The following is a 26,712-nucleotide window of genomic DNA, read 5'->3' on the forward strand; positions in this document are numbered from 1 at the left end:
TCTTTACTCCCCCTTTTCTTCCGCCAGTTTTTGTTTATCCCATATTTTTAAGAACGGTAAATAAATGAAGAATGCTAGCGCAAAGTTAACAAGTTGCAAAATAACACCTGAAATTTTCCCGCCCGATCCTAAATATCCACTAAAAAGAATAGGTGTCGTCCAAGGTACAGCGGCCCCACTCGGACGTGCGACCCATCCCCATTCCATTGCAAAGTAAGAAACAATTGTTAACACAACTGGAACTAATATAAATGGAATTAGTAAAAGTGGGTTCATCACAATCGGCATACCAAAAGTTACCATCTCATTAATATTAAATATACCAGGTGCAATTGACAATCTCCCTAAACTTTTTAATTGTTGACTTCGTGCAAATAGTAACATTCCGACAACTAGAGCAAGCGTTGCACCAGAACCGCCCATATAAATCCATAAGTCAAAAAACTGTGCCGTAATTGTATTTGGTACATCTTGCCCAGCTTGAAAAGCAACTCGGTTTTGATCCATTAAAGACAACCAAACGGGGCTCATTACACCACCAACAATAGTAGCACCATGAATTCCACACGACCAAAGAACATGAACAAGAATAACTGCTATTATTGCGCCCCAAAGACTAGCACCAAGTACACTAAGTGGTTCCTGTAAAATTTGTCCTACGATATTATGGATACTGCCAAAAGAAGTATTTTCTATAATTAAGCGTAAAATCCAAATAACTGTTACAACAATAAATCCTGGAACAAGTGCGGCAAATGAACGCGTGACAGCTGGTGGAACTGTCTCTGGCATCTTTATAATTATCTTTTTTTGTACAATAAACCGATAAAGTTCAGTAGATATAAGTGCGATAATCATTGCTACAAATAACCCTTGGCTTCCCATTAATGCTGCTGGGATAGCGCCTTCTACAAGTACACTCTCTTTTGTACTTGGTATAATATATGCAACTTGAAATGGAGTCGCAAGTAAAAACGTCACAAGCGACAATGCCCCGGATGCTAAAGCATCCACTTTATAATACTCTCCAAGCCTGTAAGCGATTCCAAAAACAGCTATTAAAGCCATTATATTAAAAGTTGCACTAACTGGATACCCTAAAGCTCTCTGCCAATTCTCACCAAACAAACCTGCCATAAACTCGTTATATCCAGGTATCGGCAGTGCACTAATAATGAGGAAAAACGATCCAATAATTAAGAAAGGCATCGTTAAAATAATTCCATCTCGAATTGCTTGCAAATGCCTCTGCTCTGCAACCTTCCCTGCTACCGGCATCACGTACTTCTCTAAAAACCGTATCATCTATCCCACTCTCCTCATGGTTTCATTGACAAAGCTGCTTGCAAGATAGCTTCTCCATTACAAAGTCCGTAATGAACGGATTGAATGACATCAACAGGTATCCCTTTATCCTTACATAATTCTTTCATTTTCGGTAATAAATAACGTACTTGCGGTCCAAGTAAAAGGACATCAGCTTTATCAATATGACTATTCACTTCAGAACCTGATACTGCCCAGATTTTTACTTCTATCCCTCTTGCCTCTGCTGCTTTCTCCATCTTTGTAACAATCAAACTGGAAGACATTCCCGCTGCACAGCAAAGCAAAATATTCATTCCGCTTCCCTCCCCCTTTTTCTAAACCTAAGTTATGGTGCATCCCTTGCCACCACTAGGTTACAAATATATATGTCTAGATTTCCTGCTGTATGCCGAGCTTAAAAACAAAAATTTCTTGGTTTTCACGCTATTCCATTTATCCGTATTCTCCTAGTAAAGAGGACTCTAACTCGCTATAATGATTCAGTATGATTTTTTTAATTGATAGGAGGATATATTTATGAAGGCATATCGCTTTCCGCTTATTTTATTATCTTCTATCCTAATTGGTGGTTTCATTGGTTATTTCATGGGTGCCGATGCAGTTGCTTTAAAGCCGCTTGGTGACATTTTCTTAAACTTAATGTTTACGATTGTTGTACCTCTAGTGTTCTTTAGCATCGCATCGTCTATTGCCAATATGGATGGATTAAAACGTTTCGGTAAAATTATGTCTAGTATGGCTGGGACTTTCTTATTTACAAGTATTTTAGCTGCTATTTTTATGATTATTGTCGTGAAAGTATTCCCGCCAGCACAAGGTGTTGTACTAGAACTAACACAACCTGACAAAGCCGGCAAAGCTGTTAGTGTTGCAGATCAAATCGTCGGTATTTTAACAGTATCTGACTTCTCGAAGTTACTATCTCGTGAAAATATGTTAGCTCTTATTTTCTTCTCTATCTTAATGGGGATTGCAACTTCAGCAGTTGGCGAAAAAGGAAAACCATTCGCTACATTCCTACAAGCTGGTGCAGAGATTTCAATGAAGGTTGTATCTTTCATTATGTACTACGCTCCAATCGGACTTGCTGCTTACTTCGCAGCATTAGTTGGTGAATTCGGACCACAACTTCTTGGAACTTACTTCCGAGCGGCAATGGTATACTATCCAGCTTCTCTAATTTATTTCTTTGTATTCTTCACATTCTATGCATACCTTGCAGGTCGCAAGCAAGGTGTACAAGTATTTTGGAAGAACATGGTCTCTCCTACAGTTACATCACTTGCAACTTGTAGTAGTGCCGCAAGTATTCCAGCGAACTTAGAAGCAACGAAGAAAATGGGTATTTCTTCAGACGTTCGTGAAACAGTTGTCCTTCTTGGTTCTACACTTCATAAAGACGGCTCTGTTTTAGGTGGCGTATTAAAAATTGCTTTCTTATTCGGTATTTTCAACATGGAATTCGAAGGACCGAAAACATTAGCAATCGCACTTGTTGTTTCTTTATTAGTAGGAACAGTAATGGGTGCTATTCCAGGCGGTGGTATGATTGGTGAAATGTTAATCGTATCTCTATACGGTTTCCCGCCAGAAGCACTGCCAATTATCGCAGCAATTAGTACAATCATTGATCCACCTGCAACGATGTTAAACGTAACAGCAGATAACGCTTGTGCGGTAATGACAGCTCGCCTTGTAGAAGGTAAGAATTGGATCAAAAACAAATTTGCTTAATAGCTAGAAAGAGGATGCTCTAAACGAGCATCCTCTTTTTGTCGTTATTTGTTGATAAGTTGATATTTCCTCTCGCCACAAATTTGTTAAAATCTTCACAAATATTCCACATCCATTATCCATTCTCCGTACTATAATCATGTATGGAAAAGGAGATGGAAATAATGACACAAAGCGCACCTGAATTTAAAGTTTTGCAAAGCATTGCATTTCTCGCTGTCGTTTTGCAAAGTTCCTTATTATATACAATGAATCAAGGAAATGTCTTACTTGAGCAATCCCTCATTATGGGCATGCTATTTAATCTTGCAAAATTCTCAGCACCAGCATTCATATTTATCGTTGGATTTCACTTAATTCGTCACTATACGAAGCAATTAGTATATAAAGAATATATTTCTGAAAAAGCGACACACTTACTCATTCCTTATTTCTTTTGGTCTATTCTTTACTTATTAACAACAAATGATCTTATTACATTACAAGGCGGAATAAAAAGTTTATTACTCGGAACAGCCGCGCCCCATCTTTGGTACGTTATTATGATGTTCCAAATTCACTTATTGTTCCCTTTACTATGCACACTTTTTTATTGGTTTCAAAAACGAACAGAAAATAAAAAAGACATATATAAATATATGACCTTTTTCGCTTGCCTATATTTTCTATTAATGTGGTTCTCTTCTCACTATATTTTTAATGGAGAAAAATTAACAAGCTCAACAATTTTACATTATACAGATCGATCATTTCTATTCTACTCATTCTATTTCGTTATGGGTGGCATTGCCGCTGTAGCACTAAAAACTTGGCGTCTATTCGTCATGAAACATATCCCGCTTATAACAATATTATTTTTCATCTTATTTTTATTCATCAATTATGAGTTGTTTAGTTTTTACGGAGCAAACTCTATTCATTTAACTGTTTCTACCTATTTAAAGCCATCTATGTTTTTATATATCGTATGCGAAATTATCATACTGTATGTGTTATCTATTATGATAGTACAGCGTCGTGGTTTCTTATATAAAACGTTACGTTTCATTGGAAATTACACGTATGGTGCTTATTTAGCTCATTTATTCTTCTTGCAACTATGCACAAAGTTTCTTTCTTTATTCACACTGCAAGAAAATACTATATTATATAGCCTATTACTATTTGTGTTAACGGCTATTATCTCTATTTCAACAATGGTCATTTGTAGCACAATACCATTTCATACTTGGATTACAGGTCCTTCTCCTACAACAAAGATGAAATGGACGAAGGTTGTATTCCGAAAAAATCATAAAAAACTATTCAAGCCATATATTTGATATAATGATACGCATATAAAAAGAAAGCGAGAGACACCTATGATTAATCAAGTTGGACAAATTATGCTATATGTAAATAACCAAGACGAAACATTACAATTTTGGACAGAAAAAGTAGGGTTCCAAATCATTGCGGAAGAGAATAACGGAAACGGATTCCGCTGGATTGAAATTGCACCGGCGAAAGAAGCAGGAACAAGCATCGTCCTTCACGATAAAGCGTTAATTGCAAAGATGCAACCTGAGTTAAACTTACATACACCTTCACTTATGTTCTTCTCAAATGACTTAGACCGTCTATATAAAGATCTTTCTGAGAAAAATGTCACAGTTGGACAGGTTGTAGATTTACCTACTGGTAGAGCATTCAACTTTGCTGATAATGAAAATAATTACTTTGCAGTAATGGAACGTAAATAAAAAATAAGCTATCCGAAAAAATCGGATAGCTTATTTCATCTTAAGAAACTTGTTCTACATTCGTTTCTCTATGCTGTATATGACTCGTGATCCAAGCAATTCCACCGGCAACAACGAGATAACATAACAATATTAAAATTTGCATTTGTAATTGCGACCAATCTCCTAAAGAAATAACATCTTGTAATCCTCTAAGAGAATGAGACATTGGGAGAAATTGTCCAATTTTACTAAGAACAGCTATATTTAATTCTCCTGGGAAAGTACCTCCGCTCGTCGCTAATTGCAAGACAAGAAGCGTTACTGCTAAGAACTTTCCAATAAGACCAAATACTGTTACTAACATAAGAATAAATGTCATGAACGTAAAGGAAATCACAATACTTGATAAAACAAAGAGTGGCACACTGGCAACTTCTAATTTCATAACACCTAGCACAACTACATCTACGAGTAGCGCTTGAATAAGTCCAATTAAATATACCAATCCTAGTTTATTAATAAAATGTACCGTTCCGCTTACCTTCATATTTTGTCTACGACCAAGCGGTAAAATATTCGATGCCATAATTCCGCCAACATAAAATGCAAGCGATAAGAAATATGGTGCAATGCCTGAACCGTAGTTAGGAACGTCAGAAACTGTTGACTTCACTAACTGAACTGGCTCTGAGAACATCGTATTACGTGCATCATCATTACGAACATCCGCTATCTTCTCTGCGCCCTCTCCCAATTTCGTAGAAAGTTCTTTCGCACCATCATCAAGTTTAACAAGTCCATTTGTTAATTTACCAGCACCGTTATTCAGCTCCGTTCCACCACTCGCAAGCTGATTTACACCTTCTTGCAATGATGTAAACCCATTTCCCCACTTCGTAAATCCATCAGCCAAATTCGATGCACCATCTGCTATCTTTTGCGTTCCAGCAGTAGCTTCATTTAACTTAACTCCGAATGTATTTATGCCTTCTTCAATCTTATGTTGACCGTCAGTAAGCTTCTTCGCACCTTGTGTCAATTGTTGTTGGCTATTATTTAAAGTACTTGTTGCTTTAGCTAGTCCATTAGACGTAGCAACAATTTTTTGAAAAGCGGGATCTTGCTGCACTTCTGGATGATTTTTCACGTACTCTTCTAATTGTTGTTTTACACTATTTGCCGCATTGTCCGCTTTCGCTTGCCCTTCAGCAAGTTTTTCATTTCCATTCACCCATTCATTTGTACCAGCACTTAATTCACTAATTCCTGATTGTAACGTTTTTTCACCTTGTGCTAGTAATTCCATACCACTATGAAGTGATGTCGCTCCTTGACTCAGCTCATTTGCTCCCCCGGTTAAAGCAGATTGACTGGATGCAAGCTTGTCACTTCCTTCTTTCAATTTCGATGTCCCATTACTTAAACGATCAATACCATCCGCAAGCTGATTCGCTCCATTTCTTGCATCGGTCGTTCCTTCATGTAACTTCTCAGCACCATTACTTGCATCACTCAACCCTTGTGCTAAGTCTTGAAACTTTGAAAAGACACCTTCTGTATAAGATTTCGTAATACTATTCGAGATTTTTGTTTTCATATTTTCAACAGCTGTCGTTCCAATTTGAGCTGCTACAAAGTTTTTACCTGGATTTACTTTGTACTGCAACTTTGCCGGCTCTGGTTTCTCATCCATAAGTGTACTTACCTTTTTAGAGAAATTCTCTGGAATCGTAACAACCATATAATATTTATCTTCTTTTAACCCTTCATCTGCATTTTTTTCTGATACGAAATGAAAAGCTAGTTCCTTATTCTCTTTTAAATTTTTAACAAAATCGTCTCCTGCATGAATTGTTTTTTCATCCATCATAGCACCCTTATCTAAGTTCACAACTGCAACAGGTAATTTATCTAATCTTCCGTACGGATCCCAATATCCAGCTAAAAAGAATCCTGAATAAATTAACGGAACGATTAATAAAAAAATTAAAGCGATACGTCCATGTTTATGGTGCCACATCGCTTTCCAATCTTTAAATATAAGTTGAATTCCCTTCATGAAACATACTCCTTCTCCGAATTTAACACCATTAGAATGGTTTAACAGATTTACTATACACGTCACTTTCCATACTGTATAATACATCTTTAATTATCAATTCATTCCTTTTGGTCTATAGAAAGGAGATTCGAAATGGAACTGCTCCAGTTAAAATACTTTCAGACAGTTGCACGACTAGAACATATGACAAAGGCAGCTGAAGAATTGCATATCGCACAACCTTCACTCAGCAAAACAATCGCTAGACTCGAAAAGGATTTAGGCGTCCCTTTATTTGATCGCCAAGGTCGACAGATTACTTTAAATTCTTTCGGAAAAGTATTTTTGAAACGAGTAGAGCGTATTTTTCATGAATTAAGCGAAGGGGAACGAGAAATTAAAGATTTAGCCGAATTACAACAAAGCTCTATTACACTAGCCGTTTCTATTCCGAGAATATTACCAGAACTACTTGGCTCTTTTTTACTAGAACATCCTAACGTTCGGTTCCAACAATTTCTGGCATCCACTCCTTCTATGAAACGACAACTAGATAATATAGAAATTGACTTTTGTATCTCCTCTGTGCCAATTGAAGGAGAAGAAATTGTTTGGGAACCACTTATTACAGAAGAAATTTTCTTAGTCGTCCCTTCAGGCCATCGTTTATCAGGCCGAGAAAATATCCACCTCCATGAAGTAAAGGACGAACCGTTCATTAGTATGAACACTGGCTATGGATTTCGACACTTAACAGATGAATTTTGTAAAGAAGCTGGTTTCACTCCGCATATTGCTTTTGAAGTCGATGAACCGACCGTAATTAGCGACCTCATTAAGCAAGGTCTCGGCATCGCTTTTGTTCCAAGTTTAACTTTATTAAAAAACTCTACTTTAGCATCAAGCAAGTTGCGTATTATTGAACCCACTTGTCAGCGAACCATCGGATTAAGTTGGTCGAAGAAACGCTACTTATCGAAAACTGCTCAGCAATTTCGTGAATTTGTGATTGATTACTTCTCTAGTATTAGGACGTAAAATTATATTGATTTACAAATAAATAACGACACTCTAACATATTTTAAAATTGTATTAAATGAAAACAATAAAAACTAGGAAATAGCTCTTCACCTGACCAAACAGGATCAGGTGAAGAGCTATTTCCCTATATTTTACAGGCTACTGTGAGAAATTCCTGTATTTGGACATACTTCAGCCCACAAAATCAAGCATATCGGTAGCCATGTAGTTTTTTCGTCCGTAAAGCTACGCTCTATGGTCCTTTATACAGTCTTTTTCCGACTTGAACTACTTTAATTTTAATAATACGTATTGGATAACGGTAACAATTTGATTAATTACAAATTATATTTTCCCTTCAATTTATTTACATATAACTAATTATAAACCTAATTAACTTTCCGCTTATTCACAAGGTAATTATATCAAAAAAATACACACATAACTATACTTGTAATAATTTTCTATATATGTAAATATTGAATTACATTTTTATATTTTAATATAAATAAAATAAAAACCTCTTAAGTCAAAGAGGTTTTTATTTTGTAAAGATAATTTTACTAGCACTACTATCTTTTTTATTTATCTAATTATAGCTGTGTAAATTGCTACAAAAATAAGAAAAGCGGCTGCTAAAAAACTAGTATAAGACATAAATTTGCGATTTTCTTTAAGGCCTATTACACCATTAATTAAAATAGATAATCCTAAGAAGGAGAATGTTAAGGGCATAAGATTAAAATTCTGTGTTATTAATGCATAGGAACCTAGTAAAGTTACTAAAATAGTAAGCAATATTCTTATCGTATTTAACATACTTATCACCTCCTTTAATTGGGAAAAAAATACTTTAAATAAAACAATTGACAAAATAACCAACTAATAATATATTATACTAGAAAAATACATAAATGTAAAAGGGGACTTAATTCATGAAAAAAATAGCTATTTCTACTTTATCTTCATTACTTGTATTCTCGTCTGTTGCTGCTGGAGCTGCTCATGCGGATACACCTAGTACAGTAACTCCAGTGAAAGAAGAATTAAATATTCAACCTAATAATGTTGAACAATTATCATTTGCGGAACAAAATATGATAAAAACTGTAGAGCAATATGTGGAACTTAAAGAAGGTGGAAAAATTGGTTTTACTCAATCTGTTCCTCAAGATGTATACAAAAAGTTTGAGCTAGATAAATTACAAGAGCATTTTGATTTTTTAAACTCTCAAGTTGAATTAAAAACTATTATTATTAATCCAGATTTAACAATTACAAATGTAACTCCTGAAGGTCCTGTAGCTTATGCTGCTGTTTATGGATCATGGACTTATAATTGGTGGGGATATGAGAGAAAGTTTAATAATTCTCAAGCAAAGAAATATGTTTCTGACTTAAATACTGTTGCAAATTCTGGAGCTGTTGCTGGAGGATTAGCTGCAACGGTAATGCCTATTATTGGTGCTGGTGTAGCGGTGACAGCTGCGTATTATGGTCTATTAGCCACTCGAGTAGATGCTAATAATAAAGGTAAAGGTGTTTATGTTGGTATCACTTGGGCTATTGTATTTAAGGTAAATTCTTTATAATACATCCAATTACTTATACATAAAAAAATATTTATATATAAACAAAAAGACCACCATTTCGGGAGGTCTTTTTGTTTTTTTTCTAATAGATCTAATTTCTCCTGCCCTGTAGTAGCTATCAACTGGGATTCTCCAATTAATTCTTCAGCTTACTGAATTTTTTTCTTCTGCGATTCTATTTCGTTCTTTTCCTTCTTCAATAGTTTTATTAACTTTTTTATTTAAATATGTTACATAAGCAAATGCTAAAGATGCTATAATGCCAGCTGCTATAGTAACTCATATTGAAATGGTAGATATTTGTCCTTATAAAAATGAAATTTGGCTATCTTTTGTAGCAATCATCTTATCTTGTATATCTTTTACAGTTTCAGAAGGTGCCATCTCCAGAGGATAGCACCTTCTATTTCTTACTCTTCTCCAATTCCATTTCCGCTAAAAGCGGCAATACGTTATCAAAAATATGCGTATTATTATTTTCACCTGTTACATATCCACCGTAATATCTACTAAATACGTTGTCATTTCGGAATGTGGCCATATGATCATACAATTCCTTCGCAAACTTTGTATCACCTGTTTGTAGTACGTACAAAATCGTTAGTCCGTACGCGGCCGGCGATTCATAATTCACAGTTTGTTTTCCCGTTTCTAAATTGTAACGACCGTATAGCTTTCCATCCTCCTGGAACTTCTTCTTTATAAATTCCAAATAAGCAGCTGATGAAAGACCACCTAAACTTCGATGATATGCAACGTATGATTGGTCAATAAGATTCACTTCTTTATCGTACGTAAATGTACCATCTTCTTTATACTCTTTTGGGAATGCCCAGCCATGCCTTGGATAATCTGCTAAAAATTGAACGACTTCCTGATATTGCTGAGCAGAAACTTTGCCGTACTTCTTCATATAGGAGAATGCACGCGGATTTATGTATGATGTTGTTACAAAATTATTTTGTTTTCCTGCATCTGCATCATAATAATCAACATAATAATTATCTTTTTTATTATAACGAAGTACAGCATCACTTAATTGATCGGCAAGGTTTTTATAACGCTCTTCCTTATACATTTCATAAGCACGATATAATTGTTCTATAATACGAAGATCATCTATAAGTGCATTTGTAGCTGACTGCCTCTCTCCCTTTTCAGAGAGTTTCCATAAAACGATATGATTCTTATATATGAAATTATCTTGAATAACCTTTACTTGCTCATCAAATAACGCCTGATCATCTTTATCAAGTGTATACTGTAACCATAATCCCGCCGATTCTGATAAAGCTTCACGTCCCTTAGCTTCACCCGTACCTGCCTTAGTATCTACTAAACGATACGTGGCAAGTGTTCCATTGTCATTCACCATATGTCTTAAAATAAAATTTTCTGTACGGTTTCCTTGTAAAGCTGACCAAAATACAATTCCAGCTAAAGCGATTAAGAAGATAACTCCAATCCCTATATATAAACGTTTCCGCAATCTTTTCACCTCCCTAGTAAGGCTAACCTTAATTTTATCAGAACATACATAAATTTAAAAAAGACAATCTATTAGATTGTCTCCCGCATTTCTATCCCCCGCAAACCTCTTTAGAAGGTTTATATAGCGATTGTACAAGTCGATCATATTCACGACGTGTAATTTCTTTATTATATAGCTTCAATAATAAATCTCTATGCTCTTTTGAAAATGCCATCTTTTTAATGACTTCAGGATACATAAAACACCCTCTCCATTTCACATAAACTTCTTGATTCCGAAAAACAGAACTTATGTTCGCATAAAAGATTATAAAAGATTCCTGAGCAAAAAACAAACAAAACATGACCAACTATTTATTTCTTTCTATTCAAAATATTACAACATTATATTATCATATTCACTTTTTAAATACATATATATTTTTGGTAGTTTTTTTGAATAAATCTTCCAATTCAATCAGAAAATAATGGCAAAAAAGAAGAGGAGTTTACATATGGATACGGTAACATTAGCAAGAGCATTTTTTGGTTCTTCATTAGCATTCCACATTATCTTTGCAACACTTGGGGTCGGTCTTTCATTGATGATTTTTATAAGCGAAATACTCTATCACTGGAAGAAAGACTCCGACTATGCCATTATGGCGAAAAGATGGACAAAGGCGTTTGCTATTCTTCTCGGTGTAGCAATTCCAACTGGAACAATTGTTGGTGTGCAAATCTCACTTCTTTGGCCTGGTTTCGCCAAAATTGTTGGGCAAGTTATTTCTGTTCCCTTCCAAATTGAGATTTTCGCCTTCTTTTTGGAGGCTTTATTCATGTCGATTTACGTATATGCAGCTGATAAACTTCCTCCATTTATGAGATTAATCTCGCTATTTTTCGTCATGCTTGGTGCCACGGCATCCGCCGTACTCATTACATCAGCAAATACATGGATGAATACACCAGCAGGATTTTCAATGAATCCAGATGGATCTGTTTTTAACGTTGATCCTTGGAAAGCTTTCTTTAATCCGAGTTTTGGCACAAGTGCATTCCATGTTGTTATTACGGCTTATGCAACTGGTGCGGCTGTCATTGCTTCTATCGCTGGATTTAAATTATTGAAGAAAAATTTAAGTACACGTGAAATTGCTTATCATAAAAAAGGGCTGCTATTAGGGCTTGTCGTTACATTTATTACAGGCGCTACGATGTGGCTTTCAGGACATGAATCAGCGATTGCCTTACATAAACACTCACCTGAAAAACTTGCATCTGCTGAAGCTTTATTTGAAACGACATCACACGCACCGCTATCCATTGGCGGAGTTGTGGATCCTAATACACTTGAACTAAACTACGCACTTGAAATTCCAAACATGCTTAGCTTATTAGTGGGACTAGACCCTAGCACTGTCGTAAAAGGTTTAAAGGAATTCCCACAAGAAACATGGCCACCATTTTATACACATACACTATTCAACTTAATGGTCGGCACTGCTGCATTCACCTTTGCAGTTGCAGCAATTGCACTCTTATATTGGTATTTCGTGTACCGAAAAAAGGGAACAGAACTACCGAAGTGGCTACTTTGGGGGGCTGCCGCATGCGGACCAATTATGATGCTCGGTATTGAATTCGGATGGATTTTCAGTTGTAGCGGTCGTCAACCATGGACAATTTATGGTATGCAACGTACCGTCGATGCAGCTACACGCGCCGATTTCGTCGGTCCTTTATTTATTTTGTTCATCATTTTATATATTGGACTCGCTATTTTAACAGTCTTTGTTCTACGTACATTCTTTAGAAGACATCCATTAAAGAATGATTTACAACACCAAGGAGGCGATTCTCATGCATGAGGAAAGTATTGCAATCATCATCTTATGGGCCCTTATTTTCGTATACAGTATATTAGGGTCCATCGATTTTGGTGCTGGTTTTTGGGGCATGGTATACGCAAAACATCCAACGCTCGCTGCCAAACTTGCGAATCGGTACTTATCACCAACTTGGGAAGTAACAAATACGTTTCTCGTCTTCGTCGTTGTCGCATTTCTCGGCTTCTTTCCGAAAGCGGCCTTTACCCTTGCGACAGTAATGTTCGTACCAGTTATGTTAATTTTAGTGCTTGTTGCAGTACGTAGTACATTTATGGTGTTTGCTTACTCCTTGCCGAAATATCAGTACCTTCTTCGGGTTATTTCAGGTATTACTGGTCTCTTAATTCCAGCACTATTAATTACCGTTTTACCCGTTACAGAGGGAGCCTATATTACAATGTCTGAAGGGAAAGAAGTACTCCTGTATGGAAAACTTCTTTCTAGCCCGGTTATCTATTGCTATATGCTCTTCGGAATAACGTCTGAACTATTTCTCTCCTCTCTCTTTCTTGCTGATTTTGCGAGAGAACAAAGTTCAGAAGATACGTATAGAATTTATAGAAGAAATGCCATCATCCTTGGTCCTGCAACGCTCGTTACGGCGATCATCGCCCTCGTTGTAATGGATCCTGAAACACATTGGCTTATGCAAGGATTAATAAAGCAATTCCCGTGGTTTACAGTTTCTATTGTTTTATTCGTTATCGGATACTCGTCCCTTTGGTGGACAAACAAAAAGTACAATACACTAGGATATCCTCGCATTGCCGTTTTAGCTGTCGTCGCTCAATATGCATTTGCAAGCTACGCTTACGGCGTCGCACATTTACCTTATATTATTTATCCTGACGTAACTGTATTTACAAGCTTTACAACGACAGAAACGTTCTATGCACTGCTCATTCTATACGCAATTGGGATTGCAATTTTATTACCAGGATTTATTTTCTTCTGGAATTTATTCTTGAAGGATCGTACTTTTTTGAAGGAAAAATAATATAGTCTTGGGGTCTGTTCCAAAAGGCATTTTGGAATGGCCTCCTTTTTTCATGTTTTGTCGATAAGTCGATATATTTTAAAAATCGCTGATACATTTTCAGTTGCGCCGATATATTTCAATGATCGCTGATATATTTTGAGTTACGCCGATATATTTCAATAATCGCTGATACATTTTCAGTTACGCTGATATAAATCTCATTTACTACCTTACTGCCCAATCAATTAATAGACTCCTATCACAATAGTTATTTCACTACGAGTGACACTTGTCCTTTAGCATGAAAAACACATATTCGCTTCATCTCGTTATACGTCTAGTTCTTCTTATTTTTTGCTGAATATACTACCAATATAACCTTGAGACAAGCTACATCTATTCAAGGGAAAATAGAAAGGTAGGCAAAATATGAGCATTGAAATATGGATTACTATTATTGTATTCTTCTTAACGATGATTGTTATCTTTTGGCGGCCTCGTGGTTTAAATGAGGCATGGCCAGCAGCAATCGGAGCTGGTATCATCATAATTACTGGACTTGTATCAAAACCAGACATCATGGATATTATAAGTAAAATTGGCGGTGCCTCCATAACAATATTAGCAACTATTGTTATGGCAGTTATATTAGAAAGCTTCGGCTTCTTCCATTGGTCCGCAGCGAAACTAGCAAATTTAGCAAAGGGTTCTGGGCGCCGCTTATACTGGTATATTCAATTATTATGTTTTCTCATGACTCTTTTATTTAATAACGACGGTAGTATTTTAATTACAACTCCCATTTTAATTCTTCTTCTAAAAAATCTTCAATTAAAACCTCATCAGCAAATTCCTTATTTATTAAGTGGTGCTTTAATCGCTACGGCATCTAGTGCACCAATTGGTGTAAGTAATATCGTAAATTTAATCGCATTAAATATCGTTAATATGACTCTTTATATGCATACTGCTATGATGTTTGTACCTGCAACATTAGGCTTATTATTTATGTCATGGCTCATGTATACAGTTTTGAAGAAAAAACTTCCGAAAAAGTTACCTGTTTCTTCATATGATATTGAAGAAATTTTCTTCACGAAAAACTTCCATCCACTAAAAGGAAATAATTCTGTTGATACGAAACAAAAACGGACAAGATTCATGTTAAAAGTATTAGGTTTCGTCTTCCTTATGCGCTGTCTTCTATTCGTTGCATCCTTCTTATCCATCCCAATTGAAATCGTTGCAGTACTTGGTTCACTCGTTCTTCTCATTTGGAGATGGTACTACTTACGAACAAATCCTGTCGACATTTTGAAAAAGACACCGTGGCACATTTTAATTTTCGCCTTCTCTATGTACGTCATTATTTACGGACTCCACAACGCAGGATTAACAGCTGCACTTGTACAATGGCTCGAGCCAATTGTGAATCAGCATCTACTCTATGCTAGCTTTGCAATGGGCGGACTTGTATCCATCCTCTCTAACGTCTTCAATAACCATCCTGCCCTTATGATTGGTACAATTACATTAACAGAAATGGGACTAGATCCAGTCACATTAAAAACAATCTATCTTGCAAACATCATTGGTAGTGACATCGGTTCACTATTACTACCAATCGGTACACTAGCTTCACTCATTTGGATGTATATTCTGAAACAAAACAAAATTAAAGTAAAATGGAAAGACTATTTAAGTGTATCCCTTATCGTTATCCCGCTCACAACAGTCGTCACACTATTCCTCTTATTCTACTGGGTACATCTCTTCTTTGCCTTATAAACAACAGAAGCCCCATTTGCTACCGTCTTAGCAAATGGGGCTTCTTCTATAATAAAGTTAGGTACTACAGTGTGATCAATCAAGTAAAGAGGCGTAATGTGTTATTGATATAAATGACTACCAGCTTCTTTAAATTCTTCTGCTTTCTCTTTCATTCCTTTTTCAATTGCTTCTGTCGTTTCTAAATCATTTTCTTTTGCATATTCACGGATATCATGTGAAATTCTCATACTACAAAACTTCGGTCCACACATTGAACAGAAGTGAGCTGTCTTTGCCCCTTCTGCAGGCAACGTTTCATCGTGATATTCCATCGCACGTTCAGGATCTAAAGATAAATTAAATTGATCGCGCCAACGAAATTCGAAACGTGCTTTTGAAAGTGCATCATCACGCTGATGAGCCGTTTTATGTCCTTTTGCAAGATCAGCCGCATGCGCTGCAATTTTGTACGTAATAACACCCGTGCGTACATCATCTTTATTCGGTAAACCTAAATGTTCTTTCGGCGTTACATAACAAAGCATCGCCGTTCCAAACCAACCGATCATCGCAGCTCCAATTGCCGATGTAATATGGTCATAACCTGGTGCAATATCTGTCGTTAGTGGCCCAAGTGTATAAAACGGCGCGCCCTGACAAATATCAAGCTCTTTCTCCATATTCTCTTTAATTAAGTGCATCGGTACGTGTCCAGGTCCTTCGATCATAACTTGCACATCATGTTTCCAAGCAATTTTCGTTAATTCACCAAGTGTTTCAAGCTCAGAGAATTGTGCTTCGTCATTTGCATCTGCAATCGATCCTGGACGTAATCCATCTCCAAGAGAGAACGAAACATCGTACTGCTTCATAATTTCACAAATCTCTTCAAAATGAGTATATAGGAAGTTTTCTTTATGATGGAATAAACACCACTGCGCCATAATCGAACCACCACGCGAAACGATACCTGTCGTACGCTTTGCCGTGATTGGAATGTAACGAAGCAATACACCAGCGTGAATCGTAAAGTAATCAACGCCTTGCTCCGCTTGCTCAATTAACGTATCACGGTACACTTCCCACGTTAAATCTTCTGCAATTCCATTTACCTTTTCAAGCGCTTGATAAATCGGCACAGTTCCAACTGGTACAGGCGCATTACGAATAATCCACTCACGCGTCGTATGAATGTTTTTACCTGTAGATAAATCCATAATCGTATCTGCACCCCAGCGAGTAGCCCACGTCATCTTTTCTACTTCTTCTGCAATAGAAGAAGATACAGCAGAGTTTCCGATATTCGCGTTTACCTTCACATGGAAGTTACGCCCGATAATCATCGGTTCAGCTTCTGGATGATTAATATTCGCTGGTAAAATAGCGCGGCCTTCTGCGATTTCCTTACGAACAAACTCCGGCTCTACTCCTTCACGAATTGCAACGTATTCCATCTCAGACGTAATAATGCCATTACGCGCATAATGCATTTGCGTAACATTTGCACCTTGCTTCGCTCTAAGCGGCTGGCGATCCATTTGCGGGAAAACAGGTGTATGTTTCGAAGCCACTTTCACACCATCATCCTCTGGTTTCACCTCGCGCCCTTCATATGCCTCTACATCCCCGCGCTCCATGATCCAAGAATGACGCGGCGTTGGAATTCCCTTTTCCAGCTCCACTTTATACGCCGGATCCGTATAAGGACCGCTCGTATCATACACACGGACTGGAGGATTTGGGATGCCGTTCGTTTCGCTTTGTTCAATCTCACGCATCGGCACTTTCATGCCTGCGCGTGGTCCATCCACATATACTTTCTTACTCCCTGGTAAACTCGATTTCAATTCAATTTGCTCAGCTGAAACAGACTGTTTCATAACCTTTGTTGCCTCCCCTGTTCGTGACAAGGACGAGATATGGCCAGCGCATGCCAAAATAAAAAGAGCCAGGTCCATAAAAAAATAAGGACCTGGCTCATAAAAGACATCATTATGTAAAGCCGTTAACTTCCCTACGCTGGTACGAGCCAGATCAGGTCCAAAGGGTTAAGAAGATCACGCGCTTCTCTCTCAGCCTACGCATACGTTAGGCACCCCTAGTTTATCACTGATTTAATTTTCAATACTTTCCCATCATACACGATAATCTGAAAAATGCAAAGGTTATTTCTTTTTCTCTTTATGGAATCATCCACGTTAAATAATATGCTTGAACATACGTCATAATACCAACAATAATTACGAAGAACACCCTATTGTAAAAATAGTTTATGACTTAACATGGGAGTTTAAAAACATCTTCACCACAAAGAGTATTGAGAATTTCGACCATTGTATTAAGAAAATGAAGAATACTAATATACAAGAGTTTAAGAGCTTTACGAATGGATTAGCCGTGGATATTGAAGCTGTCAGAAATGCGGTAACTTATGAGAATAATAATGGTCTTGCCGAAGGGAGCATAAACAAGTTAAAGCTTATTAAAAGAATCATGTATGGTCGATACAAATTCTCCACATTGCGGACAAAGATTCTACTTTTGGAGAGAATGAGACTTTTCAACTAACTCCGGAAAGAACCATTTTTTACTTGCCAAATACATTTATCAGTCCCGTTTGACAAAGAGCCTTTGTCTCTGCTGCATTTCGCTACAACTGCTACCTGCCATACAATCTGCAATAGAGATAGGTAACAATTTACTATACAAGGAACAAAATTGACCTGCTCCTCCATTTAGTGATTTAACTACCTTTATTATTCAGAGCTAAAACTCAAAGAAAAAGCTCTTACATTTAAAGTAACATTTTCCTTAATACGTTAATTATTTTTTGTTGTCTTGTTAGTTAAAGGGGTACTTAGTACAAAAAATAACCGTAGATAGTAGCACGAACACTGTTCTTGTTATAATTAATTTTTTTCAGAACGTCTATAATCCTCTTTTAAAAAATATATGTAAATATAATAAAAAACGAATGATTAATAGAAATATTCTACACCACTCGTTTTTTATCGGACTTCTTTTTACTGTACTTTTATTTTCTTTATGAGTTATTAGAAAAATAATTGTCTATATAAGACTTTATTTTTTCAAAATTCTTTTCCATAAATAAGATTGCTGGTACTTCAATTATTGGAAGATTATTTTCATTATCAAAAGCTGGACACGGTTTGGGAACTACCAAATAGTCAACTGAGTTTTTATCCCTAATATAATTAATTGAAACATCATAATACTTAGAAAAATATTCCTTCAAATCATCCTGATTCCTTAAAAATGGTAGAGAAAATATTGAACCATAATTTATACCAGCATCGACAATTAATACAAAGCATATTTTTTTCATAATACACCCTCCTCGTAATAAGTTTTAAGTTAATAACTGTTCCTTGAAAATTAAATAGTTTTTATCTTCAAGAGCTACATCAAAAAAATGATGTATGGGTAAAATTTAGTCTTGGATACTGGGTAATTTCCCCAGATAATGGAAGTGCAGAAATGGACCCATCGGGAATATGCTTACTCCTCCTGTAGTTCGACCACGTTAAAAGACTGTGACCCAGACCAAAATGCACTGCATACGCACAAGCTGTATCGGTTTCCTTCACTTACCTCTCATAGTGAGGAGGGCAGCTTAGATGAAGGCAATCATTGAATACTCATACGCGAGGTTGTGGCTATGTTTTGGACTCTAGGGAGATCCCACAGTATCCAAGCTCATTCCAAATACTATTCAAAGAAAGGAGGTCCTTTCTTTGAGATTATTCGTAGCTATTGATGTAAGCTCTGAAAAACTTGATGTATGTTTTCTTGACAGTCATGACACTGTTTTGAAAGAAATTTGTCTTTCAAACGATGTGAATGGTACCAACGCCATTAAGGAGGATGTTCTCCATTTTTTTATAGTTGTACAACTATAAAAAAATTGTCATTGGTATGGAATCTACTTCCGTCTATAGTTTCCATCCTTCCATGTTCCTAACGGAAGATAAGGATTTGAAGGCTTTAGACGTGGAAGTGGTCGTACAAAATCCAAAAGCCATCCATCGGTATAAAAAACTCTTTGAAGAAGATAAGACCGATAAAATAGATGCTTTCCGTATTGCCGATTTTTTACGAATCGGACGGTATAATAAGTTTCTTATCAAGGAGGAAAAATACGTTGCCCTTCAACGTTTAACACGATCTAGATATCAACTCGTTCACCAGCAAACAGAATGTAAGCAACACTTTCTGAAGAACCTTTACTACAAATGTAATACGTTATCGAAAGAGTTAAATACCTCTGTTTTTGGTGCGACGATGATGGAAATACTCTCAGATTCCCTTTCGTTGGATGAAATCGCAGAAATGGATCTAGAAGCACTCGCTACTCTTCTTCAGAAAAAGGGGAAAGGACGCTTTAGCGACCCGGAAGATTTAGCGAAAACCATCAAGAAAGCCATACGTGACTCCTACCGACTAGGTAAGGTCGTTCAAGACTCTGTGGACGTTGTATTAGCCACTTATGCACGATTGATTCAAACATTGAAAAAACAAATCAAAGAGATAGAAAAAAGCATTACTGCTTTATTCTAAGCCATTCCAGAAGCGAGATATTTAACAAGTGTTCCAGGCATTGGAGTCGTATACGCCGCGGGAATCATTGCAGAAGTTGGACAAATTGAACGCTTTGAGAACGAAGCACAATTGGCCAAATACACCGGTCTTTACTAGAAAAAATCGCAATCTGGAAACTTTGAATCGGAACGAACACCCATGACACGAACAGGAAACCAGTATCTTCGTTATTACATGGTTGAAGCTGCCAACTCTGTACAACTTCGTGAAGCTACTTACCGTGCTTATTATTTAAAGAAATATGATGAAGTTCCGAAATACAAACATAAAAGAGCCCTTGTCTAAAGCCGTAACTAGATTCGCTAAATTGTTTTTCAAATATTGAACCAAGCACTTGACTGATTGCTTGTTGAACAACCCTATCCACTACTGTCGGTATTCCCAATTTGCGCATCTTCCATAAAAAAAGCCAGGTCCATAAAAAAATAAGGACCTGGCTCATAAAGACATCATTATGTAAAGCCGTTAACTTCCCTACGCTGGTACGAGCCAGATTAGGTCCAAAGGGGTTAAGAAGTTCACGCGCTTCTCTCTCAGCCTACGCATACGTTAGGCACCCCTAGTTTATCACTGATTTAATTTCCAATACTCTTCCATCATACACCATAATTTGGAAAGTTTAAAGTTTATTTCTTTTGTTGTTTATGGAATCATCCACGTTAAATAATAAGCCTGAACATAAGTCATAATACCAACAATAATTACGAAGAACAAACTATGCTTCACTGTAAAACGGAACAAATCCGATTCTTTTCCAGCAAGACCAACTGCTGCACAAGCAATCGCAATCGACTGCGGAGAAATCATTTTACCTGTTACACCGCCTGTTGTATTTGCTGCAACAAGAAGCACTTCAGATACGCCGACTTGCTGTGCTGTAATGGCTTGTAAATTCGAGAACAGTGCATTCGCAGACGTATCAGACCCTGTTAAGAATACACCAATCCAGCCTAAGAAAGGCGAGAAGAACGGGAATAGTCCGCCAGTTCCTGCTAGTGCTAACGCTAACGTAGAAGATAGACCAGAATAGTTTGCGATAAATGCAAACCCTAGTACGAATCCGATTGATAGAATTGGCATTTTTAATTCACTTAATGTTTCTTTAAATGTCACTACTGCATCTTTTACATTCATTTTCAAAATAAACATGGAAATGATACAAGCAATTAAAATCGCCGTTCCGGTTGCTGATAATACATCAAACTTCAGAATTGCCTCGTAAGGCGTTGGTTTATTTACAATCGGCTCTGCTTTCATTACTAGATTATGCAGACCTGGAATTTCAAACTTAAATACAAGACTTGCTAAAGCCCCTCCTGGAGCGAATAATGCCTTAAAGAAACTTTGACTCCAAATGACTACCATAACCGTTAATACGATAAATGGAGACCATGCTTTTACTACTTTTCCAAACGTTAATTTCGGCATCGATGCTGCTGTCGTTGTTGCTGCTACTTCACTATTTGCTTGCTCGGATTGATAGATTTCTTTCGGCTGCCAAACTTTTAAGAACAGCGCTAAACTAATTAAACTTACAAGTGCCGATGTAATATCCGGAAGTTCCGGCCCTAAAAATGTCGCTGTAATGAACTGCGTAATTGCAAATGAACTACCCGCTACAAGTAACGCAGGCCACGTTTGTCTTATCCCTTTAAATCCATCCATTAAAAATACGATAAAGAATGGAACAAATAATGATAGGAACGGTAATTGATGTCCAGCCATTTGTCCAATTTTATGTGGATCAATACCTGTTACTTGTCCAGCAACTGTAATCGGAATTCCCATCGCTCCGAACGCCACTGGTGCAGTATTTGCAATCAAACAAAGACCTGCTGCGTATAAAGGATTTAACCCAAGACCCGCAAGAAGCGCTGCTGTAATCGCTACTGGTGCTCCAAATCCTGCCGCTCCTTCTAAAAATGCTCCAAATGAAAATCCAATTAAAATAACGAGTAGACGATGATCGTTCGTAATCGATAATACCGATGCACGAATCACATCGAATTGACCTGTTTTCACAGAAATTTTATATAAAAATACCGACATAATGATAATCCAAGCAATCGGCCATAACCCGTACAAAAAACCGTATCCGGTTGCTGCCATTGCCATCGTGAACGGCATTTTATAAGCGAATAACGCTACTAAAACTGTAAGTACAACTGTAATAAATCCTGCCACATACCCCTTCATGCGAAAAATCGCTAAAGCTAAGAAAAAAAAGATAATCGGAATAAGTGCGACTGCTGCTGAAATCCAAATATTACCGAACGGATCATAAACTTGTGTCCATGTGTTCATTGTCCTCTCCCCCTAAAGAATCCCCTTTTAAATAAATACAACCTTATCAATAGACTATCAGGTCATCATACCTTTAAGTCTAAAAATAAAAAAACGTTTAAGAAAACGTTTTCAACAACTTTCATTTATACTGTACCATAACAATTTCCATTAAAAAAGATTTTTTTGAAAATTTTATCATTTAACAAAAAAATCTTACAAAATCGTCATGTTCCTGTAATGTTCATCGATAGAAAGCTTGCAAAAATTATTGCATAATAATAGTATAACAACGGACATTATTTATGAGGTGATATATATGAATGGAAACAAAATATTAGCTGCGTTATCATACTTTAGTGTACTATTTGCCCCTATCTTATTCCCAATTATCGTTTGGATTGTGGGGGACGCTGAAACAAAACCACATGCAAAACGTGCTCTATGGACACACATCATTCCAAGTATCGCTACATTTATCGGCGTAGCCATTTTAGGAATTATGGGCATGGGATCTGAACAAGCAGATATAACACTTGGAATTGGATCAATGATTGTCTTAGCTATTTGCGGAATCATCAGCTTATACTACTTCATCTGGAACATTGTAAAAGGAATTAAAGTGCTGAAAGCTTAATTTTAAACAAATGTTTGTTTAAAAAGGGCCCCTTGCAAATTGCAAGGGGCCCTTTTCCTAATTCGTTCACTTTATCTTCTGCGTTTCTTCTTTTTTCTCATCATTTTCTTTCGGCGCGTATTCACTTTATCCGCTATAATGTGGAGCGTACTTGCCACAACAATTCCCATTAAGAACGTTACAATTTCAACCTCATGTTTCTTCGCAATTTCTATTAAATTACCATCCAGTGCGATTACATTTAATAGAAATAAAAATGGAGAAAAGACGATTAACATGTACGCAATACGAATCACATCACCAAGTATAATCGTATGCGTAAAGAAAGATCGATGCGGCATTACTTTTTTATAAGGATACCAAAATATACGTAAGAAACCCCATTTGTTATAAGCATTACTGTACGTATCTAAATCCGGTGTTAAAAATGAAGTACCTACTAAAAAACCAATTGCAAAAGTTAATAAAAAATCAAAATTTGTTAATCCATACGAAAAAAGCAAAAACAAAACAACCGGAAGGGATATTAAGTTTATTTTCGTATGCGTTCTTCCTGATGGCATAATGCACTTCCTCGCTTACGTTCGTCCTGTCACCTTATGACAGGTTTCACCTATTGACCTAATTTCTGATCGATAAATGTTGTGTCTATATCCGAACCAAACCATTCTGCCAACTTCACTCGTGCCTTATCTTTCACATCTTCATTGACGTATAACGACACCTGTATTAGTGCGGCCGTTAACGCCCCTAAATCATCCGTATAGCCAATTCCAGCAATGAAATCTGGAATCGCATCAATCGGTGCAATAAAATAAGCAAGTGCTCCAATTACAATAATTTTCACTCGCTTTGGAACATCGGGTCTTTGCAAAACGTAAAACAGTAATAAACTTGTATAAATGACCGACTGCCCTGCTTGCTTTGCAACATGTTTTACTTTCTTCCAAAACGCTTCAACTGAAAATTTTTGTTTCATGTAAAAGCCTCCCTATTTTTAAAAAGAAATAAGCTACAATATGTTATCAGTAAAAGTTCATGGAAATTACACAAAACCTATCAATGAACTTTCATTGTAACAAACAAACCAAAAAAGAACAAGTGTTCGTTAATTTTTACACGATTTCCTTCATATAATAGATTTCTAGATAACCCTTGCCCATCTTCGTTTCTTATTTCTCAACAAAGAAAATTTTCACTTCCACTTAACATTCTGCTCTATCTTTGTTATATTTTCTAGTTGACGGACATATAAACGAATGTTAAAGTTTTCTCTGGTAGTGACAAATCTTATACAAAAAATGTAAAATGTTATAGTGTTTCTCAGAAATGAATTTTGTTGTATAATACAGAAATGACGTTATGCTTATGAGCAACAAAAGAAACCAAAAGGGTATGCATAGTTATAGTCGTATATGGGTGAATATAGAACCTTTAATTATGGCCAAGAAAACTATGTATTTTTTATTTTAGCATTTTTCGCTCCAAAATCGACCAAGCCTGATAGAGAAAGGGTGGAAATGAATGAAAGAAACCTTGAAATCACAATTTCAAAATGTGCGTTTCACTGTATTCGTAGCTTTAGCCTTATGGCTGAAAACTTACATTATTACACGCACAAGCTTTGATTTAAAACTTGAATCTTTCATGCAAGAATTCATTTTATTCCTTAGCCCATTAGCAGCATCATTACTGCTTGTTGGTCTTGCATTATTTGCAAAAGGGAAAAAACGTAACTATATAGCACTAGGAATTAATTTTATCTTAACAATCGTTCTTGTTGGTAACGTAATGTTCTACGGATTCTACAATGACTTCGTTACTTTACCAGTACTCGGACAAACATCTAACTTCGGAAGTTTAGGTTCTAGTGTGAAAGAATTATTTAACTACAAAATTATTCTTGCATTTGCAGACATTATCATATTCTTCGTTCTGTTGAAGAAAATGAAAAACTTTGCACCTACAGAGCGTGTAGCACGCCCGATGCGTTCTCTATACTTCGTATCAACAGTTGCTATTTTCTTCGCAAACTTAGGACTTGCAGAAGCTGAACGCCCAGAACTATTAACACGTTCATTCGACCGCGTTATGCTTGTTAAAAACTTAGGATTATATGTACACCAAGTATACGATCTTGGCTTACAAGCAAAATCAAGTTCACAAAAAGCATTCGCTGACGGTAGTAAATTACAAGAAACAGAAAACTACGTAAAAACAACACAAAGTAAACCAGATCCAAATATGTTCGGTACTGCAAAAGGGAAAAACGTAATTGTTGTCTCTCTTGAATCATTACAAACATTCTTAATTGGTGCCACAGTTAACGGACAAGAAGTTACACCATTCTTAAACCAATTTACGAAAGAAAGTTATTACTTTGATAACTTCTTCCATCAAACTGGTCAAGGTAAAACATCTGATGCTGAATTCCTAGTAGATACTTCGTTATATCCACTAGACCGCGGTGCTGTATTCTTCACACACGGTAACAATGAATATACAGCAACTCCAGAAATTTTACGTCAGCAAGGGTATCACACGTCGGTATTCCACGCAAACAACGCAACATTCTGGAACCGTAACATTATGTACCCAGCACTTGGTTATGATCGTTACTACAACGAGCTTGACTACAAGATTACGCCAGAAACAAAATTAAACTGGGGATTAAAAGATATCGAGTACTTTGATCAATCTATTGATATGTTAAAACAAGTGAAGCAACCATTCTATACTCGCTTCCTTACTTTAACGAATCATTACCCATTCACTTACGATGACAGTACAAAATTAATCGACGAATACAATTCTGGTGATGGAGTATTTGACCGTTACATGGTAACTGCTCGTTACTTAGACGAAGCAATGAAACACTTTATTGAGCGTCTAAAAGCAGAAGGTATTTACGACAACTCAGTAATCGTATTCTACGGTGACCACTACGGTATTTCTGAAAACCATAACCGTGCAATGGCACAGTTCTTAGGAAAAGAAGAAATCACTGCATTTGACCATATGAACTTACAAAAAACACCGATGTTTATTCACGTTCCGGGTCAAAAAGAAGGTAAAACAATTTCGAAACCAACTGGTGAAATTGACATTAAACCAACTATTCTAAACTTACTTGGTGTAGATTCTACAAATGACGTTCGATTCGGTCATGATGTATTCTCACCTGATAATAAAGGATTTGTTGTTCTTCGTGACGGTAGCTTCGTTACAGATAAATACATGTACACAAACAGTACATTCTACGATCGTGCTACTGGCGAAGTTGTACAATTACCGAAAGAAGAATCTCAACCACTAATTGATCGCGCCCAAAATGAATTGAACATGTCTGATAAAATCATTGAAGGTGACTTACTTCGCTTCTCTGAAAGTAATAAGATCAAAACTGGTGAAGTAAAAACAGTTATTAAAGAAGAAAAGAAGAGTGCTGAGTAATCTCAGCCTCTTTTTTTATTTTCTTCCATACAACTACTTATATTCATTAACTTTAAAATTACATAACCTTTACCAAATATTCACATAGTGTTAATGAAGAATCTCTATAATAAAATATGTAAACAAGGTTCTACATATTTCTTATCTCTCATCTTTCGTAAGATCCCT

24 protein-coding genes, 2 pseudogenes and 2 riboswitches are annotated in these 26,712 nt (G+C 36.5%); of the genes and pseudogenes, 14 read left to right on the top strand and 12 right to left on the bottom strand.

All coding sequences use genetic code 11. The features are described 5' to 3' along the window. Window positions 1-3: 3 nt before the first annotated feature. Window positions 4-1,305 (bottom strand): PTS cellobiose transporter subunit IIC, encoded by a 1,302-nt coding sequence (gene celB / locus IBT51_RS14310; RefSeq protein WP_000617789.1) that lies wholly within the window; start codon window positions 1,303-1,305, stop codon window positions 4-6. A gap of 14 nt (window positions 1,306-1,319) precedes the next feature. Further along, window positions 1,320-1,622 carry a PTS sugar transporter subunit IIB gene (locus IBT51_RS14315; RefSeq protein WP_001023543.1) on the bottom strand — a complete coding sequence of 101 codons (303 nt, stop codon included), beginning with the start codon at window positions 1,620-1,622 and terminating at the stop codon, window positions 1,320-1,322. Between the two features lie 223 nt (window positions 1,623-1,845). On the opposite strand from IBT51_RS14315, the gene IBT51_RS14320 reads away from it, so the two are divergent. The 3 genes from IBT51_RS14320 (at window position 1,846) to IBT51_RS14330 (ending at window position 4,805) form a co-directional block, all read left to right on the top strand. After that, window positions 1,846-3,063 (top strand): dicarboxylate/amino acid:cation symporter, encoded by a 1,218-nt coding sequence (locus IBT51_RS14320; RefSeq protein WP_000649376.1) that lies wholly within the window; start codon window positions 1,846-1,848, stop codon window positions 3,061-3,063. Between the two features lie 164 nt (window positions 3,064-3,227). Further along, window positions 3,228-4,385: an acyltransferase gene (locus IBT51_RS14325; protein ID WP_000194332.1), complete on the top strand. Its 1,158-nt coding sequence runs from the start codon at window positions 3,228-3,230 to the stop codon at window positions 4,383-4,385. A gap of 39 nt (window positions 4,386-4,424) precedes the next feature. Continuing rightward, window positions 4,425-4,805, top strand: coding sequence for a VOC family protein (locus tag IBT51_RS14330; protein ID WP_088022442.1), 381 nt, complete (start codon window positions 4,425-4,427; stop codon window positions 4,803-4,805). 40 nt (window positions 4,806-4,845) lie between these two features. Here the strand turns inward: IBT51_RS14330 and IBT51_RS14335 are convergent, their stop codons facing one another. Next, window positions 4,846-6,846 (bottom strand): YhgE/Pip domain-containing protein, encoded by a 2,001-nt coding sequence (locus tag IBT51_RS14335; RefSeq protein ID WP_088022440.1) that lies wholly within the window; start codon window positions 6,844-6,846, stop codon window positions 4,846-4,848. Between the two features lie 135 nt (window positions 6,847-6,981). On the opposite strand from IBT51_RS14335, the gene IBT51_RS14340 reads away from it, so the two are divergent. Continuing rightward, entirely contained in the window at window positions 6,982-7,866 is an 885-nt protein-coding gene (locus IBT51_RS14340; protein ID WP_200458449.1) for a LysR family transcriptional regulator, read from the top strand. A 567-nt stretch (window positions 7,867-8,433) separates the two neighbouring features. On the opposite strand, the gene IBT51_RS27030 is transcribed toward IBT51_RS14340, so the two are convergent. Next, a complete protein-coding gene (locus IBT51_RS27030) occupies window positions 8,434-8,667 on the bottom strand; it encodes a DUF3953 domain-containing protein (protein ID WP_233935560.1) in 234 nt (77 codons plus the stop codon). Between the two features lie 116 nt (window positions 8,668-8,783). Between IBT51_RS27030 and IBT51_RS14350 the strand changes: the two genes are divergently transcribed. Further along, window positions 8,784-9,440, top strand: coding sequence for a hypothetical protein (locus IBT51_RS14350; protein WP_000716866.1), 657 nt, complete (start codon window positions 8,784-8,786; stop codon window positions 9,438-9,440). A 403-nt stretch (window positions 9,441-9,843) separates the two neighbouring features. Here the strand turns inward: IBT51_RS14350 and IBT51_RS14355 are convergent, their stop codons facing one another. After that, complete coding sequence (locus tag IBT51_RS14355; RefSeq protein ID WP_140155547.1) at window positions 9,844-10,929, bottom strand: transcriptional regulator; 1,086 nt, start codon at window positions 10,927-10,929, stop codon at window positions 9,844-9,846. Window positions 10,930-11,020: 91 nt separating this feature from the next. Next, window positions 11,021-11,170 carry a hypothetical protein gene (locus IBT51_RS14360; RefSeq protein WP_000283180.1) on the bottom strand — a complete coding sequence of 50 codons (150 nt, stop codon included), beginning with the start codon at window positions 11,168-11,170 and terminating at the stop codon, window positions 11,021-11,023. A 255-nt stretch (window positions 11,171-11,425) separates the two neighbouring features. Between IBT51_RS14360 and cydA the strand changes: the two genes are divergently transcribed. From cydA to IBT51_RS14375, 3 genes are all read left to right on the top strand, one after another. Further along, complete coding sequence (gene cydA / locus IBT51_RS14365) at window positions 11,426-12,781, top strand: cytochrome ubiquinol oxidase subunit I (protein ID WP_000381975.1); 1,356 nt, start codon at window positions 11,426-11,428, stop codon at window positions 12,779-12,781. Next, complete coding sequence (locus IBT51_RS14370) at window positions 12,774-13,799, top strand: cytochrome d ubiquinol oxidase subunit II (protein ID WP_000544183.1); 1,026 nt, start codon at window positions 12,774-12,776, stop codon at window positions 13,797-13,799. Before cydA ends, IBT51_RS14370 begins: the two co-directional genes overlap by 8 nt. Before the next feature lie 411 nt (window positions 13,800-14,210). Then, window positions 14,211-15,569, top strand: a complete 1,359-nt coding sequence (locus IBT51_RS14375) for an arsenic transporter (RefSeq protein WP_078400886.1) — start codon at window positions 14,211-14,213, stop codon at window positions 15,567-15,569. Between the two features lie 101 nt (window positions 15,570-15,670). Here IBT51_RS14375 and thiC read toward each other — a convergent pair whose 3' ends face one another. After that, complete coding sequence (gene thiC, locus IBT51_RS14380; RefSeq protein ID WP_000814450.1) at window positions 15,671-17,431, bottom strand: phosphomethylpyrimidine synthase ThiC; 1,761 nt, start codon at window positions 17,429-17,431, stop codon at window positions 15,671-15,673. A gap of 114 nt (window positions 17,432-17,545) precedes the next feature. Then, window positions 17,546-17,661, bottom strand: a riboswitch (TPP riboswitch). Between the two features lie 71 nt (window positions 17,662-17,732). After that, a pseudogene (locus IBT51_RS27400) lies at window positions 17,733-17,804 on the bottom strand (L-lactate permease); the annotation flags it as partial. A 45-nt stretch (window positions 17,805-17,849) separates the two neighbouring features. Here IBT51_RS27400 and IBT51_RS14385 point away from each other — a divergent pair. Beyond that, window positions 17,850-18,119, top strand: a complete 270-nt coding sequence (locus IBT51_RS14385) for a transposase (protein ID WP_481748735.1) — start codon at window positions 17,850-17,852, stop codon at window positions 18,117-18,119. 475 nt (window positions 18,120-18,594) lie between these two features. Here the strand turns inward: IBT51_RS14385 and IBT51_RS14390 are convergent, their stop codons facing one another. Then, window positions 18,595-18,897 carry a hypothetical protein gene (locus tag IBT51_RS14390; protein WP_200458447.1) on the bottom strand — a complete coding sequence of 101 codons (303 nt, stop codon included), beginning with the start codon at window positions 18,895-18,897 and terminating at the stop codon, window positions 18,595-18,597. Window positions 18,898-19,306: 409 nt separating this feature from the next. Between IBT51_RS14390 and IBT51_RS27405 the strand changes: the two genes are divergently transcribed. From IBT51_RS27405 to IBT51_RS27415, 3 genes and pseudogenes are all read left to right on the top strand, one after another. Continuing rightward, a complete protein-coding gene (locus IBT51_RS27405; RefSeq protein WP_481748733.1) occupies window positions 19,307-19,471 on the top strand; it encodes a hypothetical protein in 165 nt (54 codons plus the stop codon). Continuing rightward, window positions 19,458-20,129 carry an IS110 family transposase gene (locus tag IBT51_RS27410; RefSeq protein WP_481748734.1) on the top strand — a complete coding sequence of 224 codons (672 nt, stop codon included), beginning with the start codon at window positions 19,458-19,460 and terminating at the stop codon, window positions 20,127-20,129. The genes IBT51_RS27405 and IBT51_RS27410 overlap by 14 nt, the downstream gene beginning before the upstream one ends. 66 nt (window positions 20,130-20,195) lie before the next feature. Further along, a pseudogene (locus IBT51_RS27415) lies at window positions 20,196-20,456 on the top strand (transposase). A 169-nt stretch (window positions 20,457-20,625) separates the two neighbouring features. Continuing rightward, window positions 20,626-20,742: riboswitch (TPP riboswitch) on the bottom strand. Between the two features lie 71 nt (window positions 20,743-20,813). Here the strand turns inward: IBT51_RS27415 and lldP are convergent. Next, window positions 20,814-22,475: an L-lactate permease gene (gene lldP / locus IBT51_RS14400; protein ID WP_065485886.1), complete on the bottom strand. Its 1,662-nt coding sequence runs from the start codon at window positions 22,473-22,475 to the stop codon at window positions 20,814-20,816. 298 nt (window positions 22,476-22,773) lie between these two features. Here lldP and IBT51_RS14405 point away from each other — a divergent pair, with 298 nt between their 5' ends. Next, window positions 22,774-23,091 carry a magnetosome magnetite crystal formation protein family gene (locus IBT51_RS14405; protein ID WP_053563349.1) on the top strand — a complete coding sequence of 106 codons (318 nt, stop codon included), beginning with the start codon at window positions 22,774-22,776 and terminating at the stop codon, window positions 23,089-23,091. A gap of 71 nt (window positions 23,092-23,162) precedes the next feature. Here IBT51_RS14405 and IBT51_RS14410 read toward each other — a convergent pair whose 3' ends face one another. After that, window positions 23,163-23,654 carry a metal-binding protein gene (locus IBT51_RS14410; RefSeq protein ID WP_001139059.1) on the bottom strand — a complete coding sequence of 164 codons (492 nt, stop codon included), beginning with the start codon at window positions 23,652-23,654 and terminating at the stop codon, window positions 23,163-23,165. Between the two features lie 50 nt (window positions 23,655-23,704). Next, window positions 23,705-24,070: a YkvA family protein gene (locus IBT51_RS14415; protein ID WP_000810378.1), complete on the bottom strand. Its 366-nt coding sequence runs from the start codon at window positions 24,068-24,070 to the stop codon at window positions 23,705-23,707. 545 nt (window positions 24,071-24,615) lie between these two features. Between IBT51_RS14415 and IBT51_RS14420 the strand changes: the two genes are divergently transcribed. Beyond that, window positions 24,616-26,544, top strand: coding sequence for an LTA synthase family protein (locus IBT51_RS14420; protein WP_120459785.1), 1,929 nt, complete (start codon window positions 24,616-24,618; stop codon window positions 26,542-26,544). Window positions 26,545-26,712 lie beyond the last annotated feature (168 nt).

It is taken from the genome of Bacillus sp. S71, from assembly GCF_016625265.1.
Lineage (GTDB): Bacteria > Bacillota > Bacilli > Bacillales > Bacillaceae_G > Bacillus_A > Bacillus_A cereus.

Coding starts and splice junctions, on each gene's coding strand:
- celB (WP_000617789.1), bottom strand. CDS start 1,305: ATGATACGGTTTTTAGAGAAGTACGTGATGCCGGTAGCAGGGAAGGTT.
- IBT51_RS14315 (WP_001023543.1), bottom strand. CDS start 1,622: ATGAATATTTTGCTTTGCTGTGCAGCGGGAATGTCTTCCAGTTTGATT.
- IBT51_RS14320 (WP_000649376.1), top strand. CDS start 1,846: ATGAAGGCATATCGCTTTCCGCTTATTTTATTATCTTCTATCCTAATT.
- IBT51_RS14325 (WP_000194332.1), top strand. CDS start 3,228: ATGACACAAAGCGCACCTGAATTTAAAGTTTTGCAAAGCATTGCATTT.
- IBT51_RS14330 (WP_088022442.1), top strand. CDS start 4,425: ATGATTAATCAAGTTGGACAAATTATGCTATATGTAAATAACCAAGAC.
- IBT51_RS14335 (WP_088022440.1), bottom strand. CDS start 6,846: ATGAAGGGAATTCAACTTATATTTAAAGATTGGAAAGCGATGTGGCAC.
- IBT51_RS14340 (WP_200458449.1), top strand. CDS start 6,982: ATGGAACTGCTCCAGTTAAAATACTTTCAGACAGTTGCACGACTAGAA.
- IBT51_RS27030 (WP_233935560.1), bottom strand. CDS start 8,667: ATGTTAAATACGATAAGAATATTGCTTACTATTTTAGTAACTTTACTA.
- IBT51_RS14350 (WP_000716866.1), top strand. CDS start 8,784: ATGAAAAAAATAGCTATTTCTACTTTATCTTCATTACTTGTATTCTCG.
- IBT51_RS14360 (WP_000283180.1), bottom strand. CDS start 11,170: ATGTATCCTGAAGTCATTAAAAAGATGGCATTTTCAAAAGAGCATAGA.
- cydA (WP_000381975.1), top strand. CDS start 11,426: ATGGATACGGTAACATTAGCAAGAGCATTTTTTGGTTCTTCATTAGCA.
- IBT51_RS14370 (WP_000544183.1), top strand. CDS start 12,774: ATGCATGAGGAAAGTATTGCAATCATCATCTTATGGGCCCTTATTTTC.
- IBT51_RS14375 (WP_078400886.1), top strand. CDS start 14,211: ATGAGCATTGAAATATGGATTACTATTATTGTATTCTTCTTAACGATG.
- thiC (WP_000814450.1), bottom strand. CDS start 17,431: ATGAAACAGTCTGTTTCAGCTGAGCAAATTGAATTGAAATCGAGTTTA.
- IBT51_RS14390 (WP_200458447.1), bottom strand. CDS start 18,897: ATGAAAAAAATATGCTTTGTATTAATTGTCGATGCTGGTATAAATTAT.
- lldP (WP_065485886.1), bottom strand. CDS start 22,475: ATGAACACATGGACACAAGTTTATGATCCGTTCGGTAATATTTGGATT.
- IBT51_RS14405 (WP_053563349.1), top strand. CDS start 22,774: ATGAATGGAAACAAAATATTAGCTGCGTTATCATACTTTAGTGTACTA.
- IBT51_RS14410 (WP_001139059.1), bottom strand. CDS start 23,654: ATGCCATCAGGAAGAACGCATACGAAAATAAACTTAATATCCCTTCCG.
- IBT51_RS14415 (WP_000810378.1), bottom strand. CDS start 24,070: ATGAAACAAAAATTTTCAGTTGAAGCGTTTTGGAAGAAAGTAAAACAT.
- IBT51_RS14420 (WP_120459785.1), top strand. CDS start 24,616: ATGAAAGAAACCTTGAAATCACAATTTCAAAATGTGCGTTTCACTGTA.